The 25,190-nt window shown below is 72.0% G+C and carries 21 protein-coding genes and 1 riboswitch; of the genes, 11 read left to right on the top strand and 10 right to left on the bottom strand.

Annotated features, from left to right (window positions below; translation table 11 throughout):
* Nucleotides 1-51: 51 nt before the first annotated feature.
* Together J2S55_RS44610 and J2S55_RS44605 are read right to left on the bottom strand one after the other, a co-directional pair.
* A complete protein-coding gene (locus J2S55_RS44610) occupies nt 52-972 on the bottom strand; it encodes an alpha/beta fold hydrolase (protein WP_306874035.1) in 921 nt (306 codons plus the stop codon).
* A 230-nt stretch (nt 973-1,202) separates the two neighbouring features.
* Nucleotides 1,203-2,081, bottom strand: a complete 879-nt coding sequence (locus J2S55_RS44605) for an alpha/beta fold hydrolase (protein WP_306874032.1) — start codon at nt 2,079-2,081, stop codon at nt 1,203-1,205.
* A 124-nt stretch (nt 2,082-2,205) separates the two neighbouring features.
* Here J2S55_RS44605 and J2S55_RS44600 point away from each other — a divergent pair, with 124 nt between their 5' ends.
* Nucleotides 2,206-5,511: an ATP-binding protein gene (locus J2S55_RS44600; RefSeq protein ID WP_306874029.1), complete on the top strand. Its 3,306-nt coding sequence runs from the start codon at nt 2,206-2,208 to the stop codon at nt 5,509-5,511.
* Between the two features lie 418 nt (nt 5,512-5,929).
* Nucleotides 5,930-6,193, top strand: coding sequence for a hypothetical protein (locus J2S55_RS44595; RefSeq protein WP_306874027.1), 264 nt, complete (start codon nt 5,930-5,932; stop codon nt 6,191-6,193).
* 366 nt (nt 6,194-6,559) lie between these two features.
* Here the strand turns inward: J2S55_RS44595 and metH are convergent, their stop codons facing one another.
* The 3 genes from metH to J2S55_RS44580 form a co-directional block, all read right to left on the bottom strand.
* Nucleotides 6,560-10,300 carry a methionine synthase gene (metH, locus tag J2S55_RS44590; RefSeq protein WP_306874025.1) on the bottom strand — a complete coding sequence of 1,247 codons (3,741 nt, stop codon included), beginning with the start codon at nt 10,298-10,300 and terminating at the stop codon, nt 6,560-6,562.
* A gap of 14 nt (nt 10,301-10,314) precedes the next feature.
* Nucleotides 10,315-10,389, bottom strand: a riboswitch (S-adenosyl-L-homocysteine riboswitch).
* Nucleotides 10,390-10,527: 138 nt separating this feature from the next.
* Nucleotides 10,528-10,950, bottom strand: a complete 423-nt coding sequence (locus tag J2S55_RS44585) for a DoxX family protein (protein ID WP_306874024.1) — start codon at nt 10,948-10,950, stop codon at nt 10,528-10,530.
* Between the two features lie 355 nt (nt 10,951-11,305).
* Nucleotides 11,306-11,752: an Lrp/AsnC family transcriptional regulator gene (locus J2S55_RS44580; RefSeq protein ID WP_306874022.1), complete on the bottom strand. Its 447-nt coding sequence runs from the start codon at nt 11,750-11,752 to the stop codon at nt 11,306-11,308.
* Between the two features lie 93 nt (nt 11,753-11,845).
* Here J2S55_RS44580 and J2S55_RS44575 point away from each other — a divergent pair, with 93 nt between their 5' ends.
* Together J2S55_RS44575 and J2S55_RS44570 are read left to right on the top strand one after the other, a co-directional pair.
* Nucleotides 11,846-12,715, top strand: coding sequence for an LLM class flavin-dependent oxidoreductase (locus J2S55_RS44575; RefSeq protein ID WP_306874020.1), 870 nt, complete (start codon nt 11,846-11,848; stop codon nt 12,713-12,715).
* On the top strand, nt 12,712-13,137 hold the full coding sequence (locus J2S55_RS44570; protein WP_306874018.1) for a nucleoside deaminase: 426 nt from the start codon (nt 12,712-12,714) through the stop codon (nt 13,135-13,137). Before J2S55_RS44575 ends, J2S55_RS44570 begins: the two co-directional genes overlap by 4 nt.
* Before the next feature lie 159 nt (nt 13,138-13,296).
* Here the strand turns inward: J2S55_RS44570 and J2S55_RS44565 are convergent, their stop codons facing one another.
* A complete protein-coding gene (locus J2S55_RS44565; protein ID WP_306874017.1) occupies nt 13,297-13,893 on the bottom strand; it encodes a TIGR03086 family metal-binding protein in 597 nt (198 codons plus the stop codon).
* Nucleotides 13,894-14,152: 259 nt separating this feature from the next.
* Here J2S55_RS44565 and J2S55_RS44560 point away from each other — a divergent pair, with 259 nt between their 5' ends.
* The 4 genes from J2S55_RS44560 to J2S55_RS44545 all read left to right on the top strand — a co-directional run bounded on the left by J2S55_RS44560 (nt 14,153) and on the right by J2S55_RS44545 (nt 17,946).
* Nucleotides 14,153-14,710 carry a winged helix-turn-helix domain-containing protein gene (locus tag J2S55_RS44560; RefSeq protein WP_306874014.1) on the top strand — a complete coding sequence of 186 codons (558 nt, stop codon included), beginning with the start codon at nt 14,153-14,155 and terminating at the stop codon, nt 14,708-14,710.
* Nucleotides 14,711-14,870: 160 nt separating this feature from the next.
* Nucleotides 14,871-16,085 carry an MFS transporter gene (locus J2S55_RS44555; RefSeq protein WP_306874012.1) on the top strand — a complete coding sequence of 405 codons (1,215 nt, stop codon included), beginning with the start codon at nt 14,871-14,873 and terminating at the stop codon, nt 16,083-16,085.
* A gap of 241 nt (nt 16,086-16,326) precedes the next feature.
* The gene (locus J2S55_RS44550) at nt 16,327-16,863 is read left to right on the top strand and encodes a hypothetical protein (RefSeq protein WP_306874011.1); all 537 of its coding nucleotides are present in this window, start codon (nt 16,327-16,329) and stop codon (nt 16,861-16,863) included.
* A 315-nt stretch (nt 16,864-17,178) separates the two neighbouring features.
* Entirely contained in the window at nt 17,179-17,946 is a 768-nt protein-coding gene (locus J2S55_RS44545) for a hypothetical protein (protein WP_306874009.1), read from the top strand.
* 287 nt (nt 17,947-18,233) lie between these two features.
* On the opposite strand, the gene J2S55_RS44540 is transcribed toward J2S55_RS44545, so the two are convergent.
* A complete protein-coding gene (locus tag J2S55_RS44540; RefSeq protein WP_306874008.1) occupies nt 18,234-19,121 on the bottom strand; it encodes a hypothetical protein in 888 nt (295 codons plus the stop codon).
* 308 nt (nt 19,122-19,429) lie between these two features.
* Between J2S55_RS44540 and J2S55_RS44535 the strand changes: the two genes are divergently transcribed.
* The gene (locus J2S55_RS44535) at nt 19,430-19,798 is read left to right on the top strand and encodes a nuclear transport factor 2 family protein (protein ID WP_306874006.1); all 369 of its coding nucleotides are present in this window, start codon (nt 19,430-19,432) and stop codon (nt 19,796-19,798) included.
* 311 nt (nt 19,799-20,109) lie between these two features.
* Here the strand turns inward: J2S55_RS44535 and J2S55_RS44530 are convergent, their stop codons facing one another.
* The gene (locus tag J2S55_RS44530) at nt 20,110-20,304 is read right to left on the bottom strand and encodes a hypothetical protein (RefSeq protein ID WP_306874003.1); all 195 of its coding nucleotides are present in this window, start codon (nt 20,302-20,304) and stop codon (nt 20,110-20,112) included.
* A 144-nt stretch (nt 20,305-20,448) separates the two neighbouring features.
* Nucleotides 20,449-20,790 carry a hypothetical protein gene (locus tag J2S55_RS44525; protein ID WP_306874001.1) on the bottom strand — a complete coding sequence of 114 codons (342 nt, stop codon included), beginning with the start codon at nt 20,788-20,790 and terminating at the stop codon, nt 20,449-20,451.
* Nucleotides 20,791-21,068: 278 nt separating this feature from the next.
* Here J2S55_RS44525 and J2S55_RS44520 point away from each other — a divergent pair, with 278 nt between their 5' ends.
* The gene (locus J2S55_RS44520) at nt 21,069-21,833 is read left to right on the top strand and encodes a hypothetical protein (RefSeq protein ID WP_306873999.1); all 765 of its coding nucleotides are present in this window, start codon (nt 21,069-21,071) and stop codon (nt 21,831-21,833) included.
* Between the two features lie 311 nt (nt 21,834-22,144).
* On the opposite strand, the gene J2S55_RS44515 is transcribed toward J2S55_RS44520, so the two are convergent.
* Complete coding sequence (locus J2S55_RS44515; RefSeq protein ID WP_306873997.1) at nt 22,145-23,521, bottom strand: alpha/beta hydrolase family protein; 1,377 nt, start codon at nt 23,519-23,521, stop codon at nt 22,145-22,147.
* A 239-nt stretch (nt 23,522-23,760) separates the two neighbouring features.
* Between J2S55_RS44515 and J2S55_RS44510 the strand changes: the two genes are divergently transcribed.
* Nucleotides 23,761-25,149, top strand: a complete 1,389-nt coding sequence (locus J2S55_RS44510) for a sensor histidine kinase (protein WP_306873995.1) — start codon at nt 23,761-23,763, stop codon at nt 25,147-25,149.
* Nucleotides 25,150-25,190 lie beyond the last annotated feature (41 nt).

Raw genomic sequence — 25,190 nt, 5'->3', positions numbered from 1 at the left:
CGATCCACAGACCGTGTCGCCCTGCGTTCTCAACGTCCGTGGTCATTACAGCTAGCGGCTCCCCACCTGGGAGGCGAGCCACGGGCGCAGTATCGGCAGGACGCGCGCGGCCTGCATGGCCTGCATGTGGTCGAGCCCGTCCAGGATGTGCACGTCCCAGCCGAGGGCTTCGAGCTCCCCGCGCCGCTCCATGATCCTGCCGCCCAGGCTCACGTGCACGCCGCCCCAGCGCTCGCTGTAGTCAATTTCGTCCGCCGAACCCGCGAAGCAGAGGCGGGGACAGCCGATCCGCGCCTGGGCGGCCCGGTCGTCGAACTCCTGCAACGCCTGATACAACGTGACGAACTGCATGGTCTGCGCGGTCGTCATGGTCACCTCCACCGACGACCAGTCGGGCCCGTCCGACGTCTGCGGAGCCTCACCGGTCATCGCCTGCGGGGCCTCGTCGTCCGATGTCCGCGGGGTCCCGCCGGTCGCCGTCCGCGGGGCCTCAGGGGTTTCCTGCGGAGAGACGGCCATCTCATGGGTCGCCATGGTCACGCGCAGCATCTCCTCGTACGGCCCGTCGAGCGGCGGGAAGCCGCCCATGACGAGCGCCGAGAGACGGTCGGTCCGGATCGCGAGCTGGAGCCCGCTCAGCGCGAGCCAGGAGTAGCCGTAATAGGCGAATCGGTCGGCTCCCACGGCGTCGGCCACGGCGAGCAGGTCGGCGGCGACGTTGGCGGGTGTCAGCGTGTCCGGTCGGGGGTTGCCCAGGACATGCCCCTCGTAGTCGAAGGCGGCCACCTGGAAGGCGTCGCTGAGGCCCTCGATGAGGGAGCGGCCCAGGGCCGGGTCGGTGCCCCATTTGCGCATCTCGTCGGCCTGCGCTCCCTCGATCGGTCTGGGGTTGACCGGGAGCAGCAGGGTGGGGCCGGTGCCGTGGACCTCCACGTCGACAGTGGTTCCGTCATGCAGTTCTGCCTTGGTCATCGAGTCGTCTCCAGCTCCGGGGCGGATAATTCCGTATGGCGTAAGGTATTGCTGTGGACACAATAACTTATGCCGTAAGGAGTTGTCTCCGCGGCGCTCGCCGCCGGCCCGTGCCGGAGATCGTCAGGGAAGGCCGATGGCGAGCTCCTCCCCACCACGGCGCCGGGCCCGGCACCCGTCGCCCGGTCGCGGGCGGCCGGCCGCCCGCGACCGGTGCCGCGGCGGGGCCGCTACCTGGCGAGCAGGTCGCGCAGGGCCTTGATGACCTCGGCCGGGGCTTCTTCGGCCATGAAGTGCCCGTAGGGCACGGAGTTGTGCTCCAGGTCCGGTGCCCATGCCCGCCAACGGGCGGCGGCGTCGAAGCCGAGGGCGGCACCCCAGTCCTGCTGCAGTACGGTCACCGGCATCCGCAGCCGGTTGCCCGCCTGGCGGTCGGCCCGGTCGTGTTCGACGTCGACGGCGGCTGAGGCCCGGTAGTCGGCGACGATCGAGGGGATGGCCTCACGGGAGGCCTTCAGGTAGGCGGCGCGGACGTCGGCGGGGATCGCGTCCGGGTCGACGGCCCAGATGTCGAGGAAGTGGCCGAAGAACGCGTCCGCCGAGCCGCTGATCATGGTCTCGGGCAGTCCGGGCGGCTGGGCCATCAGGTAGAGGTGGAAGCCGACGGCGGCGGAGGCGCCACGCATCACGTCCCACATGTCGAGGGTCGGCAGGACGTCCAGCGAGGCCAGGTGGGTGACCGCGCCGGGGTGGTCGAGCCCGGCGCGGACGGCGACCAGCGCGCCCCGGTCGTGGCCGGCCAGCGCGAAGCGGTCGTGCCCGAGGGCCCGGGCGAGGGCGACGACGTCGGCGGCCATCGTGCGCTTGGAGTAGGTCTGCCCGTCGGTGTCGGCCGGCTTGTCGCTGTCGCCGTAGCCGCGCAGGTCGGGGCAGATCACCGTGTGATCGGCGGCCAGGTCGGCGGCGACGTGCCGCCACATCAGGTGGGTCTGGGGGAATCCGTGCAGCAGTACGACGGGGCTGCCCGAGCCGCCCACCGCGACGTTGAGCTCCACGCCCTCGGCGACGGCGACGCGCCGCCGGGCGAATCCAGTGATCTTCGGTGCCATCTCGGCTCTCCCTTTAGGTCTGGTCGGTGGTGGCCCCCAACCTGCCGTCCGCCGATCAGCACGCGGTCAGCGGCGGCTCAGCGGGGCGGCGGGGAGGGCCACGTGGGCGGATAGGTTGGTGCCGATGGTGCGTTTTGGTGTGCTGGGCCCGCTGGAGGCCGAGAACGAGCACGGCCCGGTCAACCTCAGGGGCCTGCGGCACCGGGCCGTCCTGGCCCGGCTGCTGGTCGCCGGGGGCCGGGTCGTGCCGGCCACGTGGCTGATCGGCGACCTCTGGGACGACCCGCAGGAGGGTGCCCTCGGCGCCGTCCAGACCTTCGTCGGCGCGCTGCGGAAGGCTCTCGAACCGGACCGCCCGCCCCGCACGCCCTCCCGGCTGCTGGTCACGGCGTCACCCGGCTACGCGCTGCGCGCCGAGCCCGAGGCGGTGGACGCCTGGCGCTTCGAGGCCATGGTCGCCGAGTCCGCCCGGCTGCTGGCCGGGGGCGAGGCCGAGCCGGCCCGCGTCCTGCTGGACGATGCGCTCGGGCTGTGGCGGGGGCCGGCGTACGCGGAGTTCGCCGAGCAGGACTGGGCGCGTGGTGAGGCCGCCCGGCTGCACGAGCTGCGGCTGCTGGCCGTGGGACGCCGTGCCGAAGCGGCGCTGGCCTTGGGGCGGGCAGCCGAGTCGGTGCCCGACCTGGAGGCCCATGTCGCGGCTCATCCGCTGCGCGAGGACGGCTGGCGGCTGCTGGCGCTGGCGCTCTATCGGACAGACCGGCAGGGCGACGCGCTGGCCACGCTCCGCCGGGCCCGCGAGGTCCTGCGCACCGAGCTCGGCGTGGACCCCGGCCAGAGCCTGCGGCAGCTGGAGGCGGACATCCTCGCCCAGGCCCCGCACCTCACCGCCCGCCCCGCTGTACAGCCGCGGGGTCCGGCACCGGCGCCGGCCGGCCGGTCCCGGGCGGTCGAGCACCCGTTCGTCGGCCGCACCGGGGAGCTGGCCGGGCTGGAGGAAGCCGCCACGGCCACGGCGACGGCGGGCCGGCCGCGGCTCGCGCTGCTGTCCGGAGCCGCCGGCGCGGGCAAGACCGCGCTGGCCAGGATCCTGACCACACGCCTGGAGGCCGCCGGCTGGACCACCGCGTGGGGCAGCAGCCCCGAACTCCCGGGCGCGCCCGCGGCGTGGCCGTGGACACAGCTGCGCGAGAGCCTCGCCGCGGCCGGACACGGGCCCGCGCCCACCGGCACCGCCGGCGACGAGGCCCCGGGGGACGATCCCGTCGCGGCACGGTTCCGTCGGCACCGCGCGATCGGCTCCCACCTGGCCGCGGTCGCCGCGAAGAGCCCGGTCCTGCTGGTCTTCGACGACCTGCACTGGGCGGACGAGGAGACCCTCGCCCTGCTGGGCGCGCTGGCCACCGACCTCGACGCCGGGCCCGTGCTGATCGTCGGCACCTACCGTTCGACCGAGATCTCCGCCGGCCTGGCCGAGGCGCTGGGCCGTGTCGCCCGCGCCGAACCGGCCCGGATCTACCTGGGCGGCCTGACCGAGCCGCAGGTACGGGAGATGGTCCAGGCCGTCACCGGCCGCGAGACGGCCCCGCGCGACGCACGCGTGATCCACGCGCGGAGCGCGGGCAACCCGTTCTTCGTCCGGGAGCTCACCCGGTTCTGGGAGAGTGAGGGCGAGGCGGCCCTGCACGCCGTGCCGGCAGGCGTACGCGACGTCATCCGCCACCGGGTGGCCAGGCTCACCGAGACGGCGCGGAGACATCTGCGCCAGGCCGCGGTCGTCGGCCAGGAGGTCGACCTCGACGTGCTGATCCCGCTCGCCGGGGACGAGGACCTGGTCCTGGACTCCGTCGAGTCCGCCCTCCTCGCGGGCTTCCTGGTCGAGCAGGACGCCGACCGCCTGCGGTTCGCCCACGCCCTGGTGCACGAGACGCTCTACGACGACATCGCGCGCGCCCGCCGGGCCCGGTGGCACGCCGCGGCCGCCGAGATCATCGAAGGGGCACGGCCCGGCGACGTGGAGGCGATCGCCCACCACTACCTGCGGGCGGGGAGCCGGGCCACCGCGGCCCGTACCGCGCATTACACGCGCGCCGCGGCCGAGCGCGCAGAGCACCGGTCCGCCCCGCACGAGGCGGCACGCCTGTGGCGGGAGACGGTCGCGGCCCTGGACCGCTCGGGCGACGGCGACGCCCGCGCCCGTCTTGAGGCGGTCATGGGCATGGTCCGGGCCCTGGCGGTGACCGGCGACCTGCGGCGGGCGCGGCGCCACCGGGCGGAGGCGATCACCGCGGCCGAGGCCCTCGGCGACCCGGTGCTGACCGCCGGTGTGATCGGCTCCTTCGACGTGCCCGCGATCTGGACGGCCAACGACGACGAGGCCCTGTCCGCCCGTCTCGTCACGGCCGCCGAACACGCGCTGGCCACCCTGCCCTCCGGCCACGAGGCCGAGCGCGCCCGCCTCCTCGTCACCATCGCGATGGAACGGCGCGCCGACGCCGGGCGACGGGGTGACCAGGCGGCCCGGGAGGCCGAGAGCATAGCCCGCGGCCGGCCCGACCCCACCCTGCTGGCCTACGCGCTCAACGGCCGTTACATGCAGACCTTCCACCGGGCCGGGCTCGCCCCGCACCGGGCCCGGATCGGCGAGGAACTGCTCGACCTGGCCACCCGGCACGGCGGCCTGGTGACCTTCGAAGTGCTCGGACACCTGATCCTCCTCCAGTCCCGCGCCGCGCTCGCCGACCTCGAGGCGGCCGACCGGCACGCCGCCGCGGCCGACCTCCTCGCCGAACGCTACGGACTGCCCCTCGTCGGCGTGTTCACCGGCTGGTACGCCGCGCTCCGGCTCGCGGTGACCGGCAGGCACGATGAGGCGCGGACCGCCTACCGCGCCGCCGCCGCCCGGCTCACGGGCACCGGAATGCCCGGCGTGGAGGAAGGGATCCTCCCGCTCGCACTGCTCTGTCTCGACGCCTCCGACACGGGGCCGGTCGGCGTGACGGACGCCGACTGGGGTCCGTACGAGAGCTGGGCCCGCCCGCTGGTCCTGCTCGCCCAGGGCGACCGCGACCAGGCGCTCACCGCCGCGCGCGCCATCCCGGACTCCCCGCGCGACCTGCTCTTCGAGGCACGGACCTGCCTACACGCCATGATCGCGATCCAGGCCGGAGACCGGCCGAGCATGGAACGCCTCTACACCCGGCTGCTCCCCGCGGCCGGGGAGCTCGCCGGAGCCGGCAGCGGCCTGCTCAGCCTCGGCCCCACGGCACACCACCTCGGCCACCTGTCCACCGCCCTCGGGCGACACCGCCAAGCCGCCGAGCACTACCGGCAGGCACAGGCGGTCGCCGACAGAGCCCGGGCGCCGCACTGGTCCGCCGCCGCCCGCGACGCGCTGCACCGCCTCGGCGAGCAGTCCGCGACGGCGGGCTGACCGGCGGAGGCGGACCCGGGTCGAGGATCGAGGTGGTTCACGGCTCGGTCCAGCGTGACGGTGAGCTCGATAATCGCGGCTGTGGTCGTCCTGGAGGCGCTCGATGTCGTCCTCGCCGAAGTAGGCGCTGGTAGGACGCCAGGGCGCCGGCGATCTAGGTGCCGCCGATGTCGATGGCTGCGGCGGGCCTCATCCCTTCAGCCCCGTGTGCGCCAGGCCCTCGATGAACTGGCGCTGGGCGATGACGAACACCACGAGGATCGGCAGTGCCGTCAGTGAGGCCGCCGCGAGCTGGGTTGGCAGGAAGCTGCCACCGGCGGGGAACTTGCTGACTCCGTTTCACCTGGTTCACGGGTCCGCCGGAGCGCAGAGTTGGTTGTGCGAGGACAGAACAACCACTCAAGAAACGAGAAAAGAAATGCAGAACTCCGCCGCCTACCCGGTCAAGAACACTTTCGCCGCCAAGCTGTCGACCGCGATCGTCACCGGGATCATCGCCTGCACCGCCGTCATCGGTGGCTACTCCGTCACGGGCGCGGCGGGCACCACGTGGGACTCGGCGTCGGCGGTCGTGGCGGGCACCACCTGGGACTCCACGGACGGCACCACCTGGGACAGCACCGACGGCACCACCTGGGACAGCACCGACGGCACCACCTGGGACTCCGCCGGCAGGCTGTGAACCACTCCGGTAAAACAATTCAGAGAACGGAAAAAGGGCACATAAAAACGCCGGCCGGGCCGTACAGACGGCAGGCCGCATCGGAAACACCGCGTTAATTCACCGATCGGCGGAGTGCGGGTGATGACCCTCCCGCCCGGACCGCGGCACAGGAGCTCACGACAGCCGCCGCGGACAGCCTCGACCGGACGCACGCCGACGGGGACGCCTCCACCGCACAGACCCGCGTGACGACGACCGCGGACCCCCTCCAGAGCCTCCTCCGCCCGGCTCACCACGACCGCGCCCGGTTCCCTCCACGATCGAAGATCTCCGCGGGCGTGCCCCGGACGTGGCCGGCCCCGCGGACGGCGCCGGCCGCCCGGGTCACTGGGGGTCGTAGGCGAGATTCGGGCGCAGCCAGCGTTCGACCACGGAAAGGTCGAGCCCCCGCCGGAGGGCGTAGTCCTCGGTCTGGTCCTTGCCGACGCGCCCCACGGTGAAGTATCGCGACGACGGGTGGGCGAACAGCAGCCCGCTGACGCTGGCGGCAGGGGCCATCGCGAAGGACTCGGTCAGGGTCATGCCGAGCTGCCCCGCGTCGAGCAGGTCGAACAGGACCTGCTTCTGACTGTGGTCCGGGCACGCCGGATAGCCGAGCGCGGGACGGATGCCGCGGAAGCGCTCAGCGTGCAGATCCGCCAGTGAGGGATCGGCGTCCGGCTCGTACCAGTCACGCCGCGCCTGGAGATGGATGTGCTCGGCGAACGCCTCGGCGAGCCGGTCGGCGAGGGCCTTCACCATGATCGCGCGGTAGTCGTCGTGGCGGGCCTCGAAGTCGGCGGCCAGGGCTCCGGCTCCGTGGACGGCCACGGCGAACCCGCCGAGGTGGTCCCCGGCCGGGGCCACGTAGTCGGCCAGGCACCGGTTGGGCCGTCCCTCGGGCTTGGCCGTCTGCTGGCGCAACATCGGCAGACGGAGGCCGCCGCGCTCACCCGCTCCCGGTGACCCGGCCTCGATCAGGATGTCGTCGCCCTCGGACCGGGCCGGCCAGAAGCCGTAGGCGCCCCGGGCGTGGAACGAGCCGTCCGCGATGATCTGGTCGAGCAGGGTGTTCGCGTCGTCGTAGAGCTCACGGGCCACCGGCTGGTCGAGGATCGCCGGATACTTCCCCTTCAGCTGCCAGGCGAGGAAGAGGAACTGCCAGTCGATCATCCCGCGGAGGGTGGTCAGGTCCGGCTGGACGGTGCGGACACCGGTGAAGGGAGGGACGGGCAGGTCGTCGAACGGGACCCGCTCCCGGTTCGCGCGGGCCTGCGCCAGGGTCAGCAGGGGACGGCGCTCCTTGGTGGCGTGCTGCTCGCGCAGGCGCTCCTGCTCGGCGCGGTTGGCGACGGCAAGTTCCTCGGCGCGCTGGGGGTCCAGCAGATCCGCGACCACGCCGACGACGCGGGAGGCGTCGAGCACGTGAACCGTGCTGCCGTCGTAGGCGGGGGCGATACGGACCGCGGTGTGCTGGCGTGACGTCGTGGCGCCGCCGATCAGCAGGGGCAGCTTCAGCCCGCGGCGCTGCATCTCCGCGGCGACGGCGACCATCTCGTCCAGCGACGGGGTGATCAGCCCGGAGAGCCCGATGGCGTCGGCGCCTTCGGTGACCGCGGTGTCGAGAACGCGGGCGGCGGGGACCATGACACCGAGGTCGATGACCTCGTAGTTGTTGCAGCCGAGGACGACGCCCACGATGTTCTTGCCGATGTCGTGCACGTCGCCCTTGACGGTCGCGAGCACCACCTTCCCGCTGCCGCGACCGGTGTCGGCGCGTCCGGCCAGCCGCGCCTGCTCCTTCTCGGCCTCCATGTAGGGCTCGAGGTAGGCGACCGAGCGCTTCATCACCCGCGCGCTCTTGACCACCTGCGGCAGGAACATCTTCCCGGAGCCGAACAGGTCGCCCACGGTCTTCATGCCGTCCATGAGCGGTCCCTCGATCACGTCGAGGGGGCGGGCCGCCCGCTGCCGGGCCTCCTCGGTGTCGGCCTCGATGAAGTCGACGATGCCGTGCACGAGCGCGTACGCCAGCCGCTCCTCCACCGGAGTGTCGCGCCAGGACAGGTCCACGCTCCGGCGGGTGCCGGCCCCGCTCACCGTCTCGGCGAACGCGACGAGCCGGTCGGTGGCGTCGGCCCGCCGGTCGAAGATCACATCCTCGACGAGTTCGAGCAGGTCCGCGGGGATGTCCTCGTAGACCGCGAGCTGCCCCGCGTTGACGATGCCCATGTCCAGCCCGGCGCGCACGGCGTGCAGCAGGAAGGCCGAGTGCATCGCCTCGCGCACGACGTCGTTGCCGCGGAAGGAGAACGACAGGTTGGAGATGCCGCCGCTGGTCCGTGCCCCCGGGCACCGCTGCTTGATGAGCGGCAGCGCGTCGATGAACGCCTTCGCGTAGCCGTTGTGCTCGGCGATGCCGGTGGCGACCGCGAGCACGTTGGGGTCGAACACGATGTCCTCGGCCGGGAAGCCGGCCTGCTGCGTGAGCAGGTCGTAGGCGCGGGCGCAGATCGACACCTTGCGCTCGACGGTGTCGGCCTGCCCCTGCTCGTCGAAGGCCATGACGACCACGCCGGCGCCGTAGTCCCGGATGCGCCGGGCCTGCTCCAGGAACGGGCCCTCGCCCTCCTTGAGGCTGATCGAGTTGACGACGCCCTTGCCCTGCACGCACTTGAGCCCGGCCTCCAGCACGCTCCACCGCGAGCTGTCGATCATGACTGGGATGCGGGCCACCTCGGGCTCGGTCGCGATCAGGTTCAGGAACGTGGTCATGGCCCGCTCGCTGTCGAGCAGGTCGGCGTCCATGTTGACGTCGAGCAGGTTGGCCCCGCCGCGCACCTGCTCCAGCGCGACGTCGACGGCGGCCTGGTGGTCGTCCGCCTCGATCAGGCGCCGGAAGCGCGCCGAGCCCGTGACGTTGGTGCGCTCGCCGATCATGACGAACCCGGTGTCCGCGCCGATCTCGAAGGGCTCCAGACCGCTGAAGCGGGTGCGCGCCGGCGGCGCCGGGACCGGGCGCGGCGGGAGGGCGGACACGGCGGAGGCGATCTGCGTGATGTGCGCGGGCGTGGTCCCGCAGCAGCCGCCGACGATGTTGACCATTCCCGACGCGGCGAACTCACCGAGCATCCCCGCGGTCTCCTGCGGCGTCTGGTCGTAGCCGCCGAACGCGTTGGGCAGACCGGCGTTGGGATGGCAGGCCGTGTAGACGCCGGCGAGCCGAGACAGCTCGGCGACGTGGGGACGCATCTCCTCGGCGCCCAGCGAGCAGTTCACGCCGACCACCAGCGGATCGGCGTGCTCGATCGAGTTCCAGAACGCCTCGACGGTCTGCCCCGACAGCGTGCGCCCGCTCAGGTCGACGATCGTCACCGAGATCCACAGCGGCAGGTCCGGCGCGACGTCGCGGGCGGCCGCGAGCGCGGCCTTCGCGTTGAGCGTGTCGAAGATCGTCTCGATCAGCAGCAGGTCGACCCCGCCGTCGGCCAGCGCCTGGATCTGCTCGGCGTAGGCGGCGTAGACCTCTTCGAACGACACCGCGCGGAACGCGGGGTCCTCCACGCGCGGGGACAGCGAGAGCGTGACGTTCAGCGGGCCGATCGAACCGGCGACGAAACGGCCGCCCGCCTCGTCGGCGGCCTGGCGCGCCAGCTGGGCTCCCCGCAGGTTCATCTCCCGCACCAGCGGCTGCAGCAGGTAGTCCGACTGGCCGATGCTCGTCGCGGTGAACGTGTTCGTCGTGGTGATGTCGGCACCCGCAGCCAGGTACTGCCGGTGAATGTCGAGGATGACATCCGGGCGGGTCAGGTTCAGCAGGTCCGGGTCGCCGGTCACGTCACACGGATGGTCCGGCAGCAGCTGTCCGCGGTAGTCGGCCGGGGTGAGCGCGGCGCCCTGCAGCATCGTGCCCCAGGCTCCGTCGAGCACCGCGACCCGCCGGTCCAGAAGCTCCTTCAGGGCCTGCGTCCGGCTGCCGGCCCCCGCCGTCGGGCTCGTCTGCCGCGCTGGGCCCGCCCCGACGCCGGGTGCGTGCCGGACGGTGTCACGCCCGTGTCCGTCACTGTGGTTTGAAGACGACCTCACCTGAGCACCTCCGCTGCCGGAGGCGCCCTTGGGGAACAGTCCAGACCGAGCGTGGCGGGCCTGAGCCCGTCGCAGCGCCTCTCGGTCTGGAGGCCGAGAATATCAAGAGGAACGGCTCGCCGGAACGCCTCCACGCCATGCCGGGCCGTACCGCCGCGGATGCGGGGAGCCGCGGGCGGCCGCCGATCCGGCCGCGGGTGGCGCCCGGCGAGGCGGCTGCCGCCTGGTCAGGCCGCCCCGACCGGTGTGGCGGACGCCTGCCCGCGGGTACGGCCCAGCCATGTGTCGAGCGCCCACGCTCCGGGACCGGTCACCGCGATCAGCAGGAACGCCCAGGAGTAGACGGCGGCCAGCTCGCCGTCGTTCTCCAGCGGCCACAGGGCCTTCGGCTGGTGGACGACGAAGTACGCGTAGGCCATCTCACCCGAGCAGATCAGCGCCGTGATCCGCGTACCGAGGCCGAGAATGAGCAGGATGCCGCCGAAGAGCTCGATGACGCCCCCGTACCAGTGCGGCCAGGAGCCGACGCTGACCGCCTCGGCGCCGAACGCGCCGAAGATCTTGGCCGCGCCGTGGCAGGCGAAGAGCAGCGCGACGACGATGCGGAACACCGACAGGACGTACGGCGTGGCCGGCTCGACGGATTTCATGGTGGCTTTCCTCTTCTGCTGCGCCCCGCCCCGGATGGGAGCGCGGAGGCGGAATGGGAGACGGCGTCCTCCGCACAGGCGTCGGCTCGCCGGAACCACCACGGTGTTCAGGCGCAAGCCGCCGATCTGCCCCTTCTCACCCTTTCGGGGCTGGTGACAAGCCTGCCCGCCTGGCGGGCGGCTTCCCGGTAGCTCAGGGAAATTTTGACTGGATTTCGCTGACCTGCGGAAAACCGGTGGGTCGGCGGCCCCGGGCCGTCCGAGAGCCAGGTCGGATCGGCGGCCCCGGGCCGTCCGAGGGCCAGGTCGGATCGGTGGCCGTCATATCCGGCCCCGGCCCCGGCCCCGGCCCCGGTCAGGGCCCCTGGGGGCCGCGGTAGGGCAGGGTCTGGCTGTAGACGATGTTGGTGGTGGTGCTGCCGAACTGGGCCAGTTCGTTGACGAGCTGTTCGAGGTGGGCCATGGACGCCGCGGCCACCTTGAGCGTGTAGCAGTCGTCGCCGGTGGTCCGCAGGCATTCCAGGATCTCGAAGCGCTCGCCCAGGAGCTGGTGCAGGGGCTGGTGCCGGCTGCCGGGATATTTGAGGCGCACCACGGCGAGCACCGCGAAACCGGCCTTCGCCAGGTCGACGGTGGCCTGGTAGCCGGTGATGACACCCGTCGCCTCCAGCCGCTTGACCCGCTCGGTCGTCGCGGAGGCGCTGAGGTTCACCCGCCGTCCCAGCTCGGTGAGCGGGATGCGGCCGTCTCGCTGGAGTTCGACCAGGATGGACCAGTCGGTCGCGTCAAGATTCTCGGCCATCTGGCAAAGATACCGGCAGATCCACGGCCGATCAGTCGATGAGCCGGGAAAACTCTCTTCCGGCCGGGGATGATCGCTGGATAGCCTGAAATCGTGCAAATAGGAGTTAACGTCCCGAATTTCGGGCCTGGCACCGATCCCGGCGTGCTACGGCGCTGGGCGCAGACGGTGGAGGGTCTCGGCTTCGACCTGCTGATGGTCTCGGACCACGTCGTGGTGACACCCGATGTCGCCGAGCAGTATCCGGGGCCGTTCTACGAACCCTTCACCACTCTCGCCTGGCTGGCCGGCATCACCGACCGGATCCGGCTCGGGACCACGGTGCTCATCGTGCCGTACCGGCATCCGCTGCTCGTCGCCCGCATGGCGGCCAATCTCAACCAGCTCAGCGGGGGGCGGCTGGTCCTCGGCGTGGGCGTCGGCTGGGCGCGGCAGGAGTTCGACGCGCTCGGGGTCCCGTTCCAGCAGCGCGGGAAGCTGACCGACGACCACCTCCGGGCGATACGTGCCGCCTGGGACGACGACGGGGACTACCGCAGCGGGCGGATACCGATCTGGATCGGCGGCAACAGCGACGCCGGCCTGCGCCGGGCGGTACGCCTCGGTGAGCCGTGGCATCCGCTCCGGTCCACCCTCGCCTGGCTGCGCGAGGCGCCGGCGCGGATGAAGGCCGCCGCGGATGAGCAGCGGCGGCCGGTGCCCGCCCTGGTCCCCCGCATCGCCCTGCGGTTCACCGACTCACCGATCACCGACCCCGGACGGCTCGCCGGTGAGGGCACGGTCGACCAGGTCCTCGACGACCTCGAACAGCTACGCCTCCTCGGAGCCGACACCGTCGTGCTCGACCCGTTCAACGGCGACCCGTACGAGACCTGCCGCCCGCAGGTGGCGTGGCAGGCGCTCGCGACCCTGGCCGCCCACTGGGACCTGGGCACCCATCACACACAGACGGAGCAGCCGTGACACACGACGACGAACGCTTTCTCCGCAGGGCCATCGAGCTCGCCGCCAGGTCACGGGCCGCCGGGGACGCGCCGTTCGGATCGCTGCTGGTGGGACCGGACGGCACGGTGCTCGCCGAGGACCACAACACGGTTCTCAGCGACGCCGACATCTCCGCCCACCCCGAGCTGAAGCTGGCCAGATGGGCGGCCCGGGAACTCGACCCCGGCACCGCGGCCGCCACCACCATGTACACCAGCTGCCAGCCCTGCGGCATGTGCGCGGGCGCCATCGAACGGTCCGGCCTCGGCCGTGTCGTGTTCGCGCTCTCCAACGAGCAGCTCGCCGCCCTCAAGCCGGGCGGCGGCTGGCCGCACGTGCCCCAGGAGGGCCCCGCGCTGCTCGACGAGGCGCGCGTCCCGATCGAGGGCTACTACCACTGATCCACCACGGCGGAACGGATCCCCGCGCGGGCGTCCCGCCCATACGCCCCATGTGCCGGCCGGGGCCGTACCCCTCGCCCGGAGCCGGAGCCGGAGCGGATCCGGGTCGGACCCGCGGTCCCCTCCGGACGGCCGCCGGGGGATGAGGCGGATCGCCGGTCAGGCGGTCCAGTCGGGGCGGCGGCCGAGGTAGCGCAGCAGCGCGGCGACCTCGTCGTCCCCGTCCTCGGCTCCAAGTGCCGGCGCGTAGGCGCCGAACGCCCTGAGCGGCTCGACGATGGCGGTGGCGACGGGCATCAGCTCCCGAGCGAGCTCCGGGGTGAGCGGTGAGGGCCGGCCGGTGGCGACGGCGATGTCCCAGGCGTGGACCGCGGCGTCGAGGGCGCAGGCGCCGGCCCCGAGCGGGGCGGGCAGCTTGCCGGGCGGCACCGGGACCGAGACCTCCTGGACGTCCTCGCCGACGGTCGCCCAGGCGTCGGCGGCGGCCTTCATCGCCTCCTCCGCCATGTCCAGGGGGGAGCCGTCCAGCTTGCCGGAGGGCGCGAACGGGTTCTCGGACGGCCCCGGACCTCCCGTGATGAAGGAGGCGAAGCCGATCTGGTCGCCCGCGGCGTGCTGGAGCACCTGGGTCACGGTCCACCCCGCGCAGGGGGTGGGGAGGTCCCAGTCTTCGGCGGCCACGCCGCGGACGGCCGTGCGCAGTGCCTCATGCGCGTCGTTCAGCACGGCCCACTCGGTCACGGTGTTGTCGCTCATCGCTTCCCCGTCTCTCGGTCCGGTCGGAACCGCCACCCTCCGGCGCGGTCCGTCATGTCTTCATCATAGCAGAACGGAATCATCTATTCCATAATTCTCGGCCGGGCGTTCCCGGGCCGGGGACCGGCTGCGTCCCGGGGTGTTGGAGCCCGTCCCGGCCGCCCCGCGCCGACGGCCCCCCCGGGGCGGTCGGCTCCGGCCTCACCAAAAGCCAAAGAGTTGTTTGACGCTTGACATATGTCAAAGATATCTTTGATATATGAAGATCACCGACCCGCGCGCCATGCGTGCGCTGGCCCACCCCCTCCGGCTGGACCTGATGGACCTGCTGGGCCGGATCGGCCCCGCCACGGCGGCGGTCTGCGCCCGGCGCCTGGGCACGACCCAGGCCTCCTGCTCCTTCCACCTGCGCCAGCTCGCCAAGTACGGCTACGTCGTCGAGGCCGAGAGCGAGGACCAGCGGGAGCGGCCCTGGCGGGTCGCCGACATGGAACAGAGCTGGTCGTCGAGCACGGGCGGCGTCGCGGCCGCCGAGCTGGAGCGGGTCTTCGTCGAGCGCGAGGCCACCCGGCTCCTCGACTGGACCCAAGCCCGCCCGCACACTCCCGAGGAGTGGCGCGCGGCCGCCTTCCTCAACGGCGTCACCGCGCCGATGACCGCGCAGGAGCTCGACGGACTGGGCGAGCAGCTCGCCGCGGTGCTGGCCCCCTACATCGAGCGGGCGACCGGCCGCGCCGCCGTCCCGCAGGACGCCAGATACGTCCGGATCCTGCTCTCCGGGACGCCGCTCCCGGACTCCCCGCCCGTCCCCGACTGACCGCTCCGGAGCGCCACCCCGGGCCGCCCCACGCCCGGTGATCGCGGACCGGTGTCGCCCAGGCCGCCCCCGGCACTCCGCCGTCCGGGGCGACCGGTCCCGGACTCACTCCGCCGTCCTCCCCTTCCCCCCGCTTTCCCCCGCCCGCGAAAGGTCGACCGTGACCGCCCTGCGCAACCCCCTCTTCCGCCGGCTCCTGGTCGGCGAGGCCGTCTCCAGTTTCGGGGACAGCGCGCTGTACCTCTCCCTGGGCATCTGGGCCAAGGACCTCACCGGCTCCGACGCCGCCGCCGGACTGGTCTTCCTCTTCCTCGCCCTGCCCGGGCTGATCTCCCCGCTCTACGGCCACGTCGTGGACCGTGTCCGCCGCAGGCCGCTGCTCGTCGCGATGTACGGCACGATGGCGCTCGTCGTCCTGGCCCTGACCCTGGTCCGCTCCGCCGACCAGATCTGGATCCTCTACGCCGTCGCCCTCGCCTACGGGGTCACCTTCTCCGTCCCCGCGCACGGCGCGCTGCTGAAGGACATCCTGCCCTCCGCGGCGGCGGTGAGCGCCCGTGCGGCCCTGATCACGGTACGGCAGGGCGTGCGGATCGCCTCGCCCGTCGCCGGAGCCGGCATCTACCTGGCCTTCGGCGGCGGGACGCTCGCGGTCGTCGACGCCGTGACGTTCGTGGTCGCGATCCTCGTCCTGGCCTCGCTCAAGATCGTCGAATCCGAGCCGGAGCCCGCCGGCCAGCTCTTCCTCCCGGCCGTCACCGCCGGATTCCGCTACCTGTGGCGGGTGCCGCTCCTGGTCAGGCTGGCCCTCGCCTCGACGATCTTCATGGCGACCGTGGGCCTGATGGACACGGCCGTGTTCATCGCCATCGACCGGGGCCTGGGGCAGCCCGCCGCCTTCTTCGGCGTCCTCACCACGGTCCAGGGCGCGGGCTCCGTCGTCGGCGGTCTGCTGGCCGGGACGCTGGTCCGGCGCCTCGGCGAGGCGCGCGGGTCGAGCGTCGGCTACGCGGTCTTCGCCCTGGGCGCCGGGACCTTCCTGGTGCCCTCGCCCGTGCTCTTCCTCGCCGGGGCGGCGATCTACGGCCTGGCCATCCCCCTGTTCGACATCGCCCTCGGCACCGCGCAGCACCTGTACGTCCCCGCCCGGCTCCAGGGGCGCGTGGGCGCGGCCATCGGCATGCTCTCCACCGTGGCCCAGTCGGTCTCCATCGCCGCCGGAGCGGCGCTGGCCGGAATCGTCGACTACCGCATCATGTACGCCCTGATCGCCCTGACGGCTCTGGCCTGCGCGGCGCTCATCCTGCTCCGCCCGGCTCCCGTCCCCGAGGTCGTCCCCTCCGTCGCCGACGAGCGGGCCGTCGAGCACGCGTGAGCCGTTCGCCGGCGGGGGCTACCGCACGGCACGGGCGGTGCTCCTCGCCGCCGCCCGGCGCGCGGTGGAGATCAGCGCCCTGACCTCGGGTTCGGCCGTCGGCCACGGGGGAAGAACCCCTCCGACGGGCAGACGCATCCGGGCGGAGAGGTTGCGCGACAGGCGAGGGACCCGCCGCCGGGCGGTCCGGTGGATCGCCTGCGATGGCGGGTCTCGTCCTGTGAGCCTTCGGGGGGATGCCATGCGGACCAGATCGCCCGTGCCCGCCGGTGCCGGGCGGGTCCGGTCCGCCGCCGTCGTGGTGGCCGTGTTGCTCGCCGGCTGCGACCCGGGCGGGGCGCCGGCACCGTGGACCGCCGCGGCGCCGGGCAGTGCGGCGCTCGCACCCGGGACGGTCCGGGACTCGCCGGCGTCGCCGCGGGCCTCCGACGGGACCGACCTGGCGGCCTGTCAGGACGCCGACTGCGAAGTGGAGGTCCGGCCGGGTGACCGGCTGAGGATCGATGCCGGATTCGGCGTGGATGAGATCACCGTCAGATCCCTCGGCGGAGAGGAGATCCGGCTGGGTCTCAGAGGCTCCTCGGGCGACCTCCACATCGAGGGGGAGAGCGTCAGTGTCGAGGACGACTGCACCGACGGCCGCTGCCGGAGCGTAGGAGAGCTGTCGCTGGCCACCGGCGATCAGGGCCGGATCAACGGAGTCCGGCTGCGCCTGGCCGGGTTGGCCTCCGGCCGTGCCGTCCTGGTGCTCTCACCGCACATAAGAGCTGTCCCGTAACTCGGCGGGCGGACTGGCGTCGACCTGGTGTGCAGGTGCTGTCGGCGGAGCGTCGTGAGCTCATCGAGGTGTTCACCGGGCCGCGTCCGGCCCGGTCCCGGTGACCGCACCCGCCGCCACCCGTAGGCAGGCGAGGTCGTCATCGTCGACGGCACCGGGTTCCCGTCCGCGACCGCATGGACAGGGCGCTCGCTGAGGGGAGCACCGCCCGCCATGGAGGTCCAGGACCGAACACCTTCATGCGCACCCACGGGTCCGGTAAAGTAGCGATCTTCGGCTGGCGCGAGCTCCCGGAGTCCTTGAAGGCGAACGCCCATGATGAGCTTCGACCAGACGCCCACCCGGATCCGTCTCGACGCCGCGCTGAACCGCGTGGCCATCACCTTCCGCGGCATGACCGCCCGTCCCGACGAGGACAACTGCGAGTGCCACTGGGGCAGCGCGGAAGAGCTCGTGCAGCTGAAGGTGCCGGATGTGGAGCTGGACCCCGACCTGCTGCGTCGCACCTGGGAGGCCGTCGACTGGGATGACCATGCATCCGTGCTGCGCCGCATTCTGCCGCAGTTCTCCAGGGCCCTCGTCCACGGCCTCGTCGAGCCTTTCTCCGGCATGGAGAAGGTCGGACATTCACTCGCTCGCGGTCACTGGCAGCAGTGGCCTGCCGAGCAGGCCGCGGCGGTACGGGAATTCCTGCACGCCTGGTGGGCCCACACTCTCACCGACCCGGATCCCGCCGTGCCCGCGCACGAGGTCCTCGCCCTGTGTGCCGAAGCCTCCGCCACGCTCAGCCCATGGCTGCACGCCTGGGAAACGCAGACGCACACCGTGGCTGACCAGCACCTGGTCGGAGCGGCGGCGCACTGGGAGTACGACCTGCTGGGAGATCAACTCCCTTGGGAGGCGCGGAACTGGGACGACCAGGAAGAGACGCGTACCGAGTTGACGGCCTGGCTGATCCGTCATGCCCCTGCCCGGCTCCACACTCGGAACGCCCCCGCGGAACTGCTCCACCGGATACGGCTGCTCGGCCTCGACGGCCCCGCCCGCTGGGAGGACCCGCACTGGCCCGGCCACAGATACTGAGCCACCGCCCACCGCTGATCTCCGCACTCAACCTTCTCGAAGGCCACATGGTGGCGTCGGCGTTACGAGACAGCCTTTGGCCACCGGGAGGGCGCCCGGCCGCTCAGGTGAGTCGCCGTACCGTCCGTGGGACGCGGTGATCCGGCTGACGTAGGCCGGGAGCGGCCGGCCTGACGCCGGCCGCTCCCGGGACGGACGGTGACGTCGACCACGGGCCGGCGGTCGCCGGGATCCTCCTGAGCGGCGCCGATCGACATGCCGGTCACGCGTTGCACGATGGGCGGCCGTCAGCCTCTGGCGTTGCGGCGCAGGATGTCGATGGCGCGCACGGTGGTGTGGCCGCGCCAGTCGAGGGCGCCGCCCGGTGAGATCTCGGCGTAGTCGGCCGTCCATCCACCGTCGTCCTGTTGCAGGCCCGCCAGGCGGTCCAGGTCGGCGGAGATCACCTCCGGGGCGAACAGCGCCCGCGCCGGGCGGCCGGGGAACGGCGCGAAGTCGAGCGGGTGCAGCGTCTCCTCCTCGGTGCCGCCCTCGACGTGCAGCCGCCCGTCGGCGGGGATGTGCCCGCCGAGACGGCTCAGCAGGCCGGCCGCCTCGGGGTGGACGTCGTACACGCTGTCGAGGAAGCGCACCGCGAAGGCCAGCACGTACGCGTGGGGCGTCCGGTCGATCGCCTCGATGGCGGCCAGGCAGTAGCGGGTGACCCGGTCGAGCCAGGGATGGGCGGCGACGGCCGGATCGTGGGCGGCGACGCGGCGGGCGGCGGCCGCGGTCACGGCGCTGATCTGCAACGAGGAGACCGTGGGGTCGGCGCTGCTCCACCAGGGGGCGGTGCCGGCGCCGGTGGTGAGGGGCAGCGCGAACGGCAGGCCGCCGTCGGGCAGGGAGACCGACTCCAGCCAGTCGCACAGGGCGGCGGCCTGCGGGGCGGTGGCCGGGGCGATGTCCTCGAACACCTCGAAGGCGTGCAGCGCGGTCCCCGGCTGGCTCTCGGGGGAGCGCAGGTCGGGCTCCAGCCCCCAGCCGTAGCCGCCGTCGGGATTGCGGTAGCCGTCCAGCGCGGTCAGCGCCGGGGCGGGGTCGCCGTCGCCCATCAGCAGGTGGAAGCGGCGGCGGTCCAGGACGCGCGCGTGGCCGGCCATGAATGAGGCGGCCGCGGAGAGATCGATGTTCATGCGTTCGTGTCCTGGCCCGTTCATGTGTTCATCCTGTCCCGGTCGTGGAGGTGCGGGCCCGCGGGTTCCGGCCGTCGCCGGACGCCGGCGGGCGTCATGGACGGTCGCCGCCGGTGGTGATCCGATCCCCGCCCGTCTGTCACCCATCTTCTCGACGGGGCCGGTGGGGCGTCTTGCAGATTCCGGACACGCCCGGCCCGGAGCCGCCGCGTGGGCGGAGGGCAGTCCGTTGACCAGGAGTTCCCAAACACCTCCCACCGGACGGGTCGCGGGCCCCGGCCCGCCGGCCGGTGAAGTAGAACGGCTCCATGACAGATCTCAGCCGTGTCACCACGTGGATCGACGGCTACGTCCAGGCATGGAACTCCAACGATCCGGCTCACATCGGCGCCCTGTTCACCGAGGACGCCACGTACTGCACCGCACCGTTCCAGCCGCCCTGGCGCGGCCGCGGGCAGATCGTCGAGCGCTGGCTGGAGGCCAGGGACGAGCCTGGCGAGACCACGTTCGACTGGCGTCCGGTGACCGTCACCGACGAGGTGGCGATCATCCAGGGGACCACCGCCTACCCGGACCGCGCCTACAGCAACCTGTGGGTGATCCGCCTCGACCCCGAGGGCCGCTGCCGCGAGTTCACCGAGTGGTGGATGGAGCACCCCGCCTCTCCGGCCGGCTGAAGGGCGGCAGGGGAGGCGGGCCCGTCATACGGGCGGCCGAGGGGGCACCGCCCGTATGACGGGCGACGTCGTAATCTGTCGCTTAGGTTCTGATCTCTGTGTTCGCGGTGTTCGGGACATTCTGGATGGTGGCTGTGTGTAGCCAGTCAGGTTGTGCGGCGGGGGCCGGTGCCTTTACGGCGGTGAGCCGGATGACCGTGCCTTGATGATGGACTGGCCTGACATTCAGGAACCGGCAACCCTCATGGCCAGACGGCGGGCGGGGGCGCACGGCTGCCCCCGACGTTCGCAGTATTCCTCTAGCTTGTCGTTCAAGTTCCATTCTTCGCGATTGTCGCGTTCAGCAGTGATTGTGATGTTTTCCCGCACAGTGGATTGTTGCGGTCTGTGATCGCGACATCTTTATCGTCCTCGACGCCGGCTATGATTGCCCCGCCGCACAACCCGACCGGATACACAGCCATCACCCAGAATGTCCCGAACATCGCGGACACAAAGATTGGCACCTGAACGACAATCTCAGGACCTGTCTTCGAGCCGGATCGGCTGTCGAGGGCGGGACCTGCGACCGGAGAACTGCCGTCAGACGGGCATGGTCCACCGGGGGAGAGGACCCGGTGCGGCGGGGACGGGCCGCACCGGGCGATGCCCTACTCGCAGGTCTTCGTCTCCGGAGCGCAGAGCTTGACCTCGGGGTAGCGTGCTGACGGTCTGTCCAGCAGGGGCTGCGCCCGCTTCAGCAGGTGCAGGTCGAAGAAGGCGCGGACGTACCTTCGGGTGATCTCCAAGGAACGGACCCCGGACAGCTCGGCGCCGGTGTCGATGCCGAGCTGGTCGGCCAGCGGCATGATGTCGGTGAAGGACTCGTGTGCTGCGCCGGTCAGCAGCAGCCAGCGCTTCCATCCGGTCAGGAGCTTCCAGTCGCGCTCCCAGGTGTCGGCCGGGCCGCCGGCCGCAGCGTGACCATCAATATCGTCTGCGACCTGATCCACGTCCTGGAGTACTGCTGGCGCGGGGCACGCTGCCTGCACGCCGCTTTGAAGCTACACGCCGTGATCTCCAACGGCGACCTGGACGCGTACTGGACCTATCACCTCGACCGCGAACAACACCGCGTTCACCAAACCCGCCACCAGGAGAAGCACACCCTCACAGCTTGAAACGCAGTGACTCAATGCGAGTTGCCCAGCCGTTGGAGGTGGTCGACACCGCGACGTCCGGCCCATGAAATGTGGTGATTGTGGGCCGCTGCCCGATCTAGGGTGCGGGCATGTCCTATGTGCTCCACGGTGTTGTCGGTGATTTTGACCATCTCCGCTCCCTGTCGGACGATCTGCCACGGGCTGTGGTGGCGCCCCTCCGGCAATGCCTGGGGCTGCTACCGGTGACTGACGAGATTTTCAACGAGCTGACCGACGCGCGACGGGAGAGCGGGCCGTTCATGCTCATGTCCCCGGGGTTCGCCGAGAGACTGAAGAACTGGTCACGCGGCGGCCATATCGCTTACGTGGAAGCGGACTTCTGGGGTGGTGACGGCAGCCAGGCCGCTGCCCTGTGGGAGAACGGCTGTCAGGGCTGGGGTCCCGAGTACGCATCGATCCGGGCCGGACTGCCACACGAGGACTGGCCGATCAACGCCGTGCTCGCGCGCCTCGGAGTGGTCGGAGCGGGTGCGTCGGACCTCTTCGACACGGTCGGCTTTGGGCAGGAACGCGACATGGAGGGGTGGCGCTGGGCGGGCCTACATGCCCTGGACGCCGCCGACTACGACGTGTGGGAGGCCGCGTGCCGTGCTGAGGAAGAGGCCGATGCCCGCGCCGCCGCCGAACGTGACAGGTACACCAGGCGTGACGATGTCCCCGTCGTACTCGACGGCAGAACGGTGATGCAGATGCTCGACATTCCGCCCTCCCCAATGGTGGGGGCGGCGATCCGGCATCTCCAGGAGGTTCACCTGGAACGTGGCTCCCTCACCCGCGACGAGGCCGCCTCCGAACTTCGCCGCTGGGCCCAGAGCTTCCGAAGCACTCGATGAGTCGCGAGCCGCCGGGATATGACACGCGGTGAACGTAGTGGCACTGACGTTCGAGACGGAATCGCCCAGTTGGCGACCGAGACGCCGCCGACACGCGGTTGACACCAGCGGCGATCGAGCGCTGTATGCCTCTGAGCCTGGTCCTGCAGCGGCTGACCACCACCCGCCGGTCCCCGCAGGAACGAGGGCCGTCAACACAGCTACCGGCGCCTCACATGCCGGCACCCACGGGTAAAAGCCGGTCCCGCGATCCAGCGATCACGACGAGAAAGGCAGATCGACAAGTCGCTGCGGAAGAGCTGCACCCTGCGCTACTCGCAGGTCTTCGTCTCCGGAGCGCAGAGCTTGACCTCGGGGTAGCGTGCCGACGGCTTGTCCAGCAGGGGCTGCGCCCGCTTCAGCAGGTGCAGGTCGAAGAAGGCGCGGACGTACCTTCGGGTGATCTCCAAGGAACGGACCCCGGACAGCTCGGCGCCGCTGTCGATGCCGAGCTGGTCGGCCAGCGGCATGATGTCGGTGAAGGACTCGTGTGCCGCGCCGGTCAGCAGCAGCCAGCGCTTCCATCCGGTCAGGAGCTTCCAGTCGCGCTCCCAGGTGTCGGCCGGGCCGCCGGCTCCCGGGGTGTAGGTGGCGGGCTTGCCCAGGAACATGAACGGCCTCGACAGCCTGCTGTCGAGGATCCCGGTGGGCGTGGTGCCGTCGATGTCGATCCCGGCGCGGAGCCGGGAGTCCTTGACCATCGCGGCGATGGTGCTCGCGCCGCCCGCGGAGTGGCCTGCCATCGCGATCCGGGACGGGTCGATCAGTGAAGCGCCCTTCCACCTGGGGCGCGGCCCGGTCAGTTGGTCGATCACGAAGGAGACGTCGGCCGCCCGGCCCTTCGACAGCTTCGTGAAGAGCGACGGGTCGTGGTCGCCCTCGCAGGGGACGCAGGTGGTGACCCGTCCGTCGGGGAAGGTCGTGGCCACGTTCTCGTAGGTGTGATCGATCCCGGCCACCACGTAGCCCCTGCTCGCCAGATCCTCGGCGAGCGCGGTCAGCGTGCTGCGGGGCTTGGTGAAACCGGGGGAGAGCACCACGAGGGGCAGACCGCGCTTGCGCCCCGCCGGTTTCACGTCGGTGAAGGCGTTGGTGCGCGTCCTGCTGAGCACCTCAAGCGGTACACCGGTTATCTTGCCCTCCTTGAGAAGGAGCTCCGACTCCTTCGGCGTCATGTACTGCGCCCGCCGACGGCCCGGTGACTCCGCCGGATACCACAGGGAGACCATGAGCTCCCGGGCCTTCACGGTGGGGACCCATGGATCGGGGCGGGAGGTGTCCTTCAGGTACAGGGACGTGGTGCCGACCGGATGGGAGCCGGTCGGCTCGGGCAGGAACGGCGTGCGGCTCGGCGCGGCCGAGGAGGCGGCGGAGGCCGGCGCGGGCGCGGATCCGGGCGCCGCGGAGGCGGTGGAGGGGGATCCGGACGCAGAGGAGGCGGGCGCGGGCGCGAGGGACGCCGACCCCGCGAAGGCGAGCAGTCCGGCGACGGCGACCACGCCGCCACGCAGGACCGGATTCCGCCGCCTCGGCTCTCCGCGGCCGGAGGGCCCCGTCACGGCGGCGGCCTCGCCTTCTCCGGCGGGGAGCGTCGGTACGCCTCCGTCGTACCGCCTGGCCGCGCCTTCCGGCTCTGTCACACGACGCATGGGATATCCGTTCTTCCGGTCGGGAGGGCTGCCTCGACGGGGAAGCCCCGCGGCGGCCCGGTGGCGGGAACGAAGCTAGGCGCAGCCGATCTTCACGCGCATCGGCCGCCGCGCCGACATCGGATACTTCCCGGGAACGACCCGCCCCGATGTCATCCCTGCGATGTACTCCCGACGGGCACCGCCCCGGTCACTCAGGACGATGCGCGGCCGATCACGCGGACGCGACAATGTTGCCGGTGACAGCAGATGAACGACGGCTCCGGCGGCGGTACACGCTCGGCATGCTGCGACCGGAGGCGCGGACCGCCCGGCCGTCCCGCGGAGCACTCGTCGCCGACGCGCTGCTCGCGGCCGTCCTGACCGTCGCCGCGGTTTTCGCGGCGACGGGCTTCCAGAGCCCTGACCGTCACGTCGGCGAGGGGCCGCACCCGGTGTTCGAGCTGCTGCAGCTCCCGTCCGGCCTCCGGGCCTCACCTCCCGCACTTCCCCTGCCGCCGCCCTTGCCGGCCCTGCCGCCCCCGGGCGGGAGCGTCGGCACGCGGTCGCCCGAGCCGGTCCGGCCCGCTCCGCCCGCGGAGGCCGGCCCCGACGGGTACGGCCCGCCTCTGCTCCTGGTGGTGCTCACCGCGTCACCGCTGGCGGCCCGGCGCCGCTACCCCCTCACCACCTTCTGGGTGGTGCTGTCCGCGACGCTGGCCACGAACGGGGGAGAGACGTGGATCACCGTGCTGACCTGTGCGATCGCCGCCTACAGCGCCATCGCCCACAGCCGCAACCGGGTGCCCGCGGTGGCGGGCATCCTGCTCGCCGCCGTGCTGGCCGGTGCGGTGGACCGAGACATCGTCCCCAGCCTCCCCAGTTGGCTGGGGCCCTACGTGATCCTGCTCAGCGCCGGAGCTTTAGCGAGCTTTGTCCGGTTCTGGCGGCACAGCCGGAGCCGGCTCGCCGAACTGCAGCAGGCCCAGGAGGACGCCATGCGCAAGGCGGTCCAGGCCGAGCGTTCCCGGATCGCGAGCGAACTCCACGACGTGGTGACCCACAACGTCAGCGTGATGGTGATCCAGGCCGGTGCCGCGCGCAAGGTGATGGACATGCGGCCGGAGCAGTCCAAGGAGGCCCTGATCGCGATCGAGGCCAGTGGCCGGGCGGCCATGGCCGAACTGCGCAACGTCATGGGCCTGCTCGCCGGCCCGGAGAGCGGGCGCTCCGACGGCTCGGGCGACGGACTCGAACCGCAGCCCGGTCTCGACCAGCTCGACGGCCTCATCGAGCGGGTCCGCGCCGCCGGGGTGGCTGTGGACGTCAAGGTCTCGCCGCCGCGCGGCCCCCTTCCTCCCGGGGTCGACCTGGCGGTCTACCGCGTCGTGCAGGAGGCCCTGACCAACACGATGAAGCACGCCGTCGGCGCGGCGGCGTCCGTCGCGATCGGCCACGACGGCGACTTCCTGGAGATCGAGGTCACCGACACCGGAGGCACGCAGACCGCCCGGTCACGGAGCGGCGACGGCCGCGGGCTGATCGGCCTGCGCGAGCGGCTCGCCCTCTACGGCGGAACCCTGGACGCCACCCGCGGAACCGGCGGCGGATACCGGCTCAGGGCCCGCATCCCGTGGAGGGCCGCGTGAGCCCGCCGCGTGGCGGACCGCCCGTCGGACAGGGGCGGGCG

Origin of the sequence: Streptosporangium brasiliense, assembly GCF_030811595.1 — a bacterium.
In the GTDB taxonomy this organism is placed as follows: domain Bacteria; phylum Actinomycetota; class Actinomycetes; order Streptosporangiales; family Streptosporangiaceae; genus Streptosporangium; species Streptosporangium brasiliense.
Note: the sequence above shows the minus strand (reverse complement) of the source record. Positions and strands in the feature narration are given on the sequence as shown.

Coding starts and splice junctions, on each gene's coding strand:
- J2S55_RS44610 (WP_306874035.1), bottom strand. CDS start 972: ATGACCAAGGCAGAACTGCATGACGGAACCACTGTCGACGTGGAGGTC.
- J2S55_RS44605 (WP_306874032.1), bottom strand. CDS start 2,081: ATGGCACCGAAGATCACTGGATTCGCCCGGCGGCGCGTCGCCGTCGCC.
- J2S55_RS44600 (WP_306874029.1), top strand. CDS start 2,206: ATGGTGCGTTTTGGTGTGCTGGGCCCGCTGGAGGCCGAGAACGAGCAC.
- J2S55_RS44595 (WP_306874027.1), top strand. CDS start 5,930: ATGCAGAACTCCGCCGCCTACCCGGTCAAGAACACTTTCGCCGCCAAG.
- J2S55_RS44585 (WP_306874024.1), bottom strand. CDS start 10,950: ATGAAATCCGTCGAGCCGGCCACGCCGTACGTCCTGTCGGTGTTCCGC.
- J2S55_RS44580 (WP_306874022.1), bottom strand. CDS start 11,752: ATGGCCGAGAATCTTGACGCGACCGACTGGTCCATCCTGGTCGAACTC.
- J2S55_RS44565 (WP_306874017.1), bottom strand. CDS start 13,893: ATGAGCGACAACACCGTGACCGAGTGGGCCGTGCTGAACGACGCGCAT.
- J2S55_RS44560 (WP_306874014.1), top strand. CDS start 14,153: ATGAAGATCACCGACCCGCGCGCCATGCGTGCGCTGGCCCACCCCCTC.
- J2S55_RS44550 (WP_306874011.1), top strand. CDS start 16,327: ATGCGGACCAGATCGCCCGTGCCCGCCGGTGCCGGGCGGGTCCGGTCC.
- J2S55_RS44545 (WP_306874009.1), top strand. CDS start 17,179: ATGATGAGCTTCGACCAGACGCCCACCCGGATCCGTCTCGACGCCGCG.
- J2S55_RS44540 (WP_306874008.1), bottom strand. CDS start 19,121: ATGAACATCGATCTCTCCGCGGCCGCCTCATTCATGGCCGGCCACGCG.
- J2S55_RS44535 (WP_306874006.1), top strand. CDS start 19,430: ATGACAGATCTCAGCCGTGTCACCACGTGGATCGACGGCTACGTCCAG.
- J2S55_RS44520 (WP_306873999.1), top strand. CDS start 21,069: ATGTCCTATGTGCTCCACGGTGTTGTCGGTGATTTTGACCATCTCCGC.
- J2S55_RS44515 (WP_306873997.1), bottom strand. CDS start 23,521: ATGCGTCGTGTGACAGAGCCGGAAGGCGCGGCCAGGCGGTACGACGGA.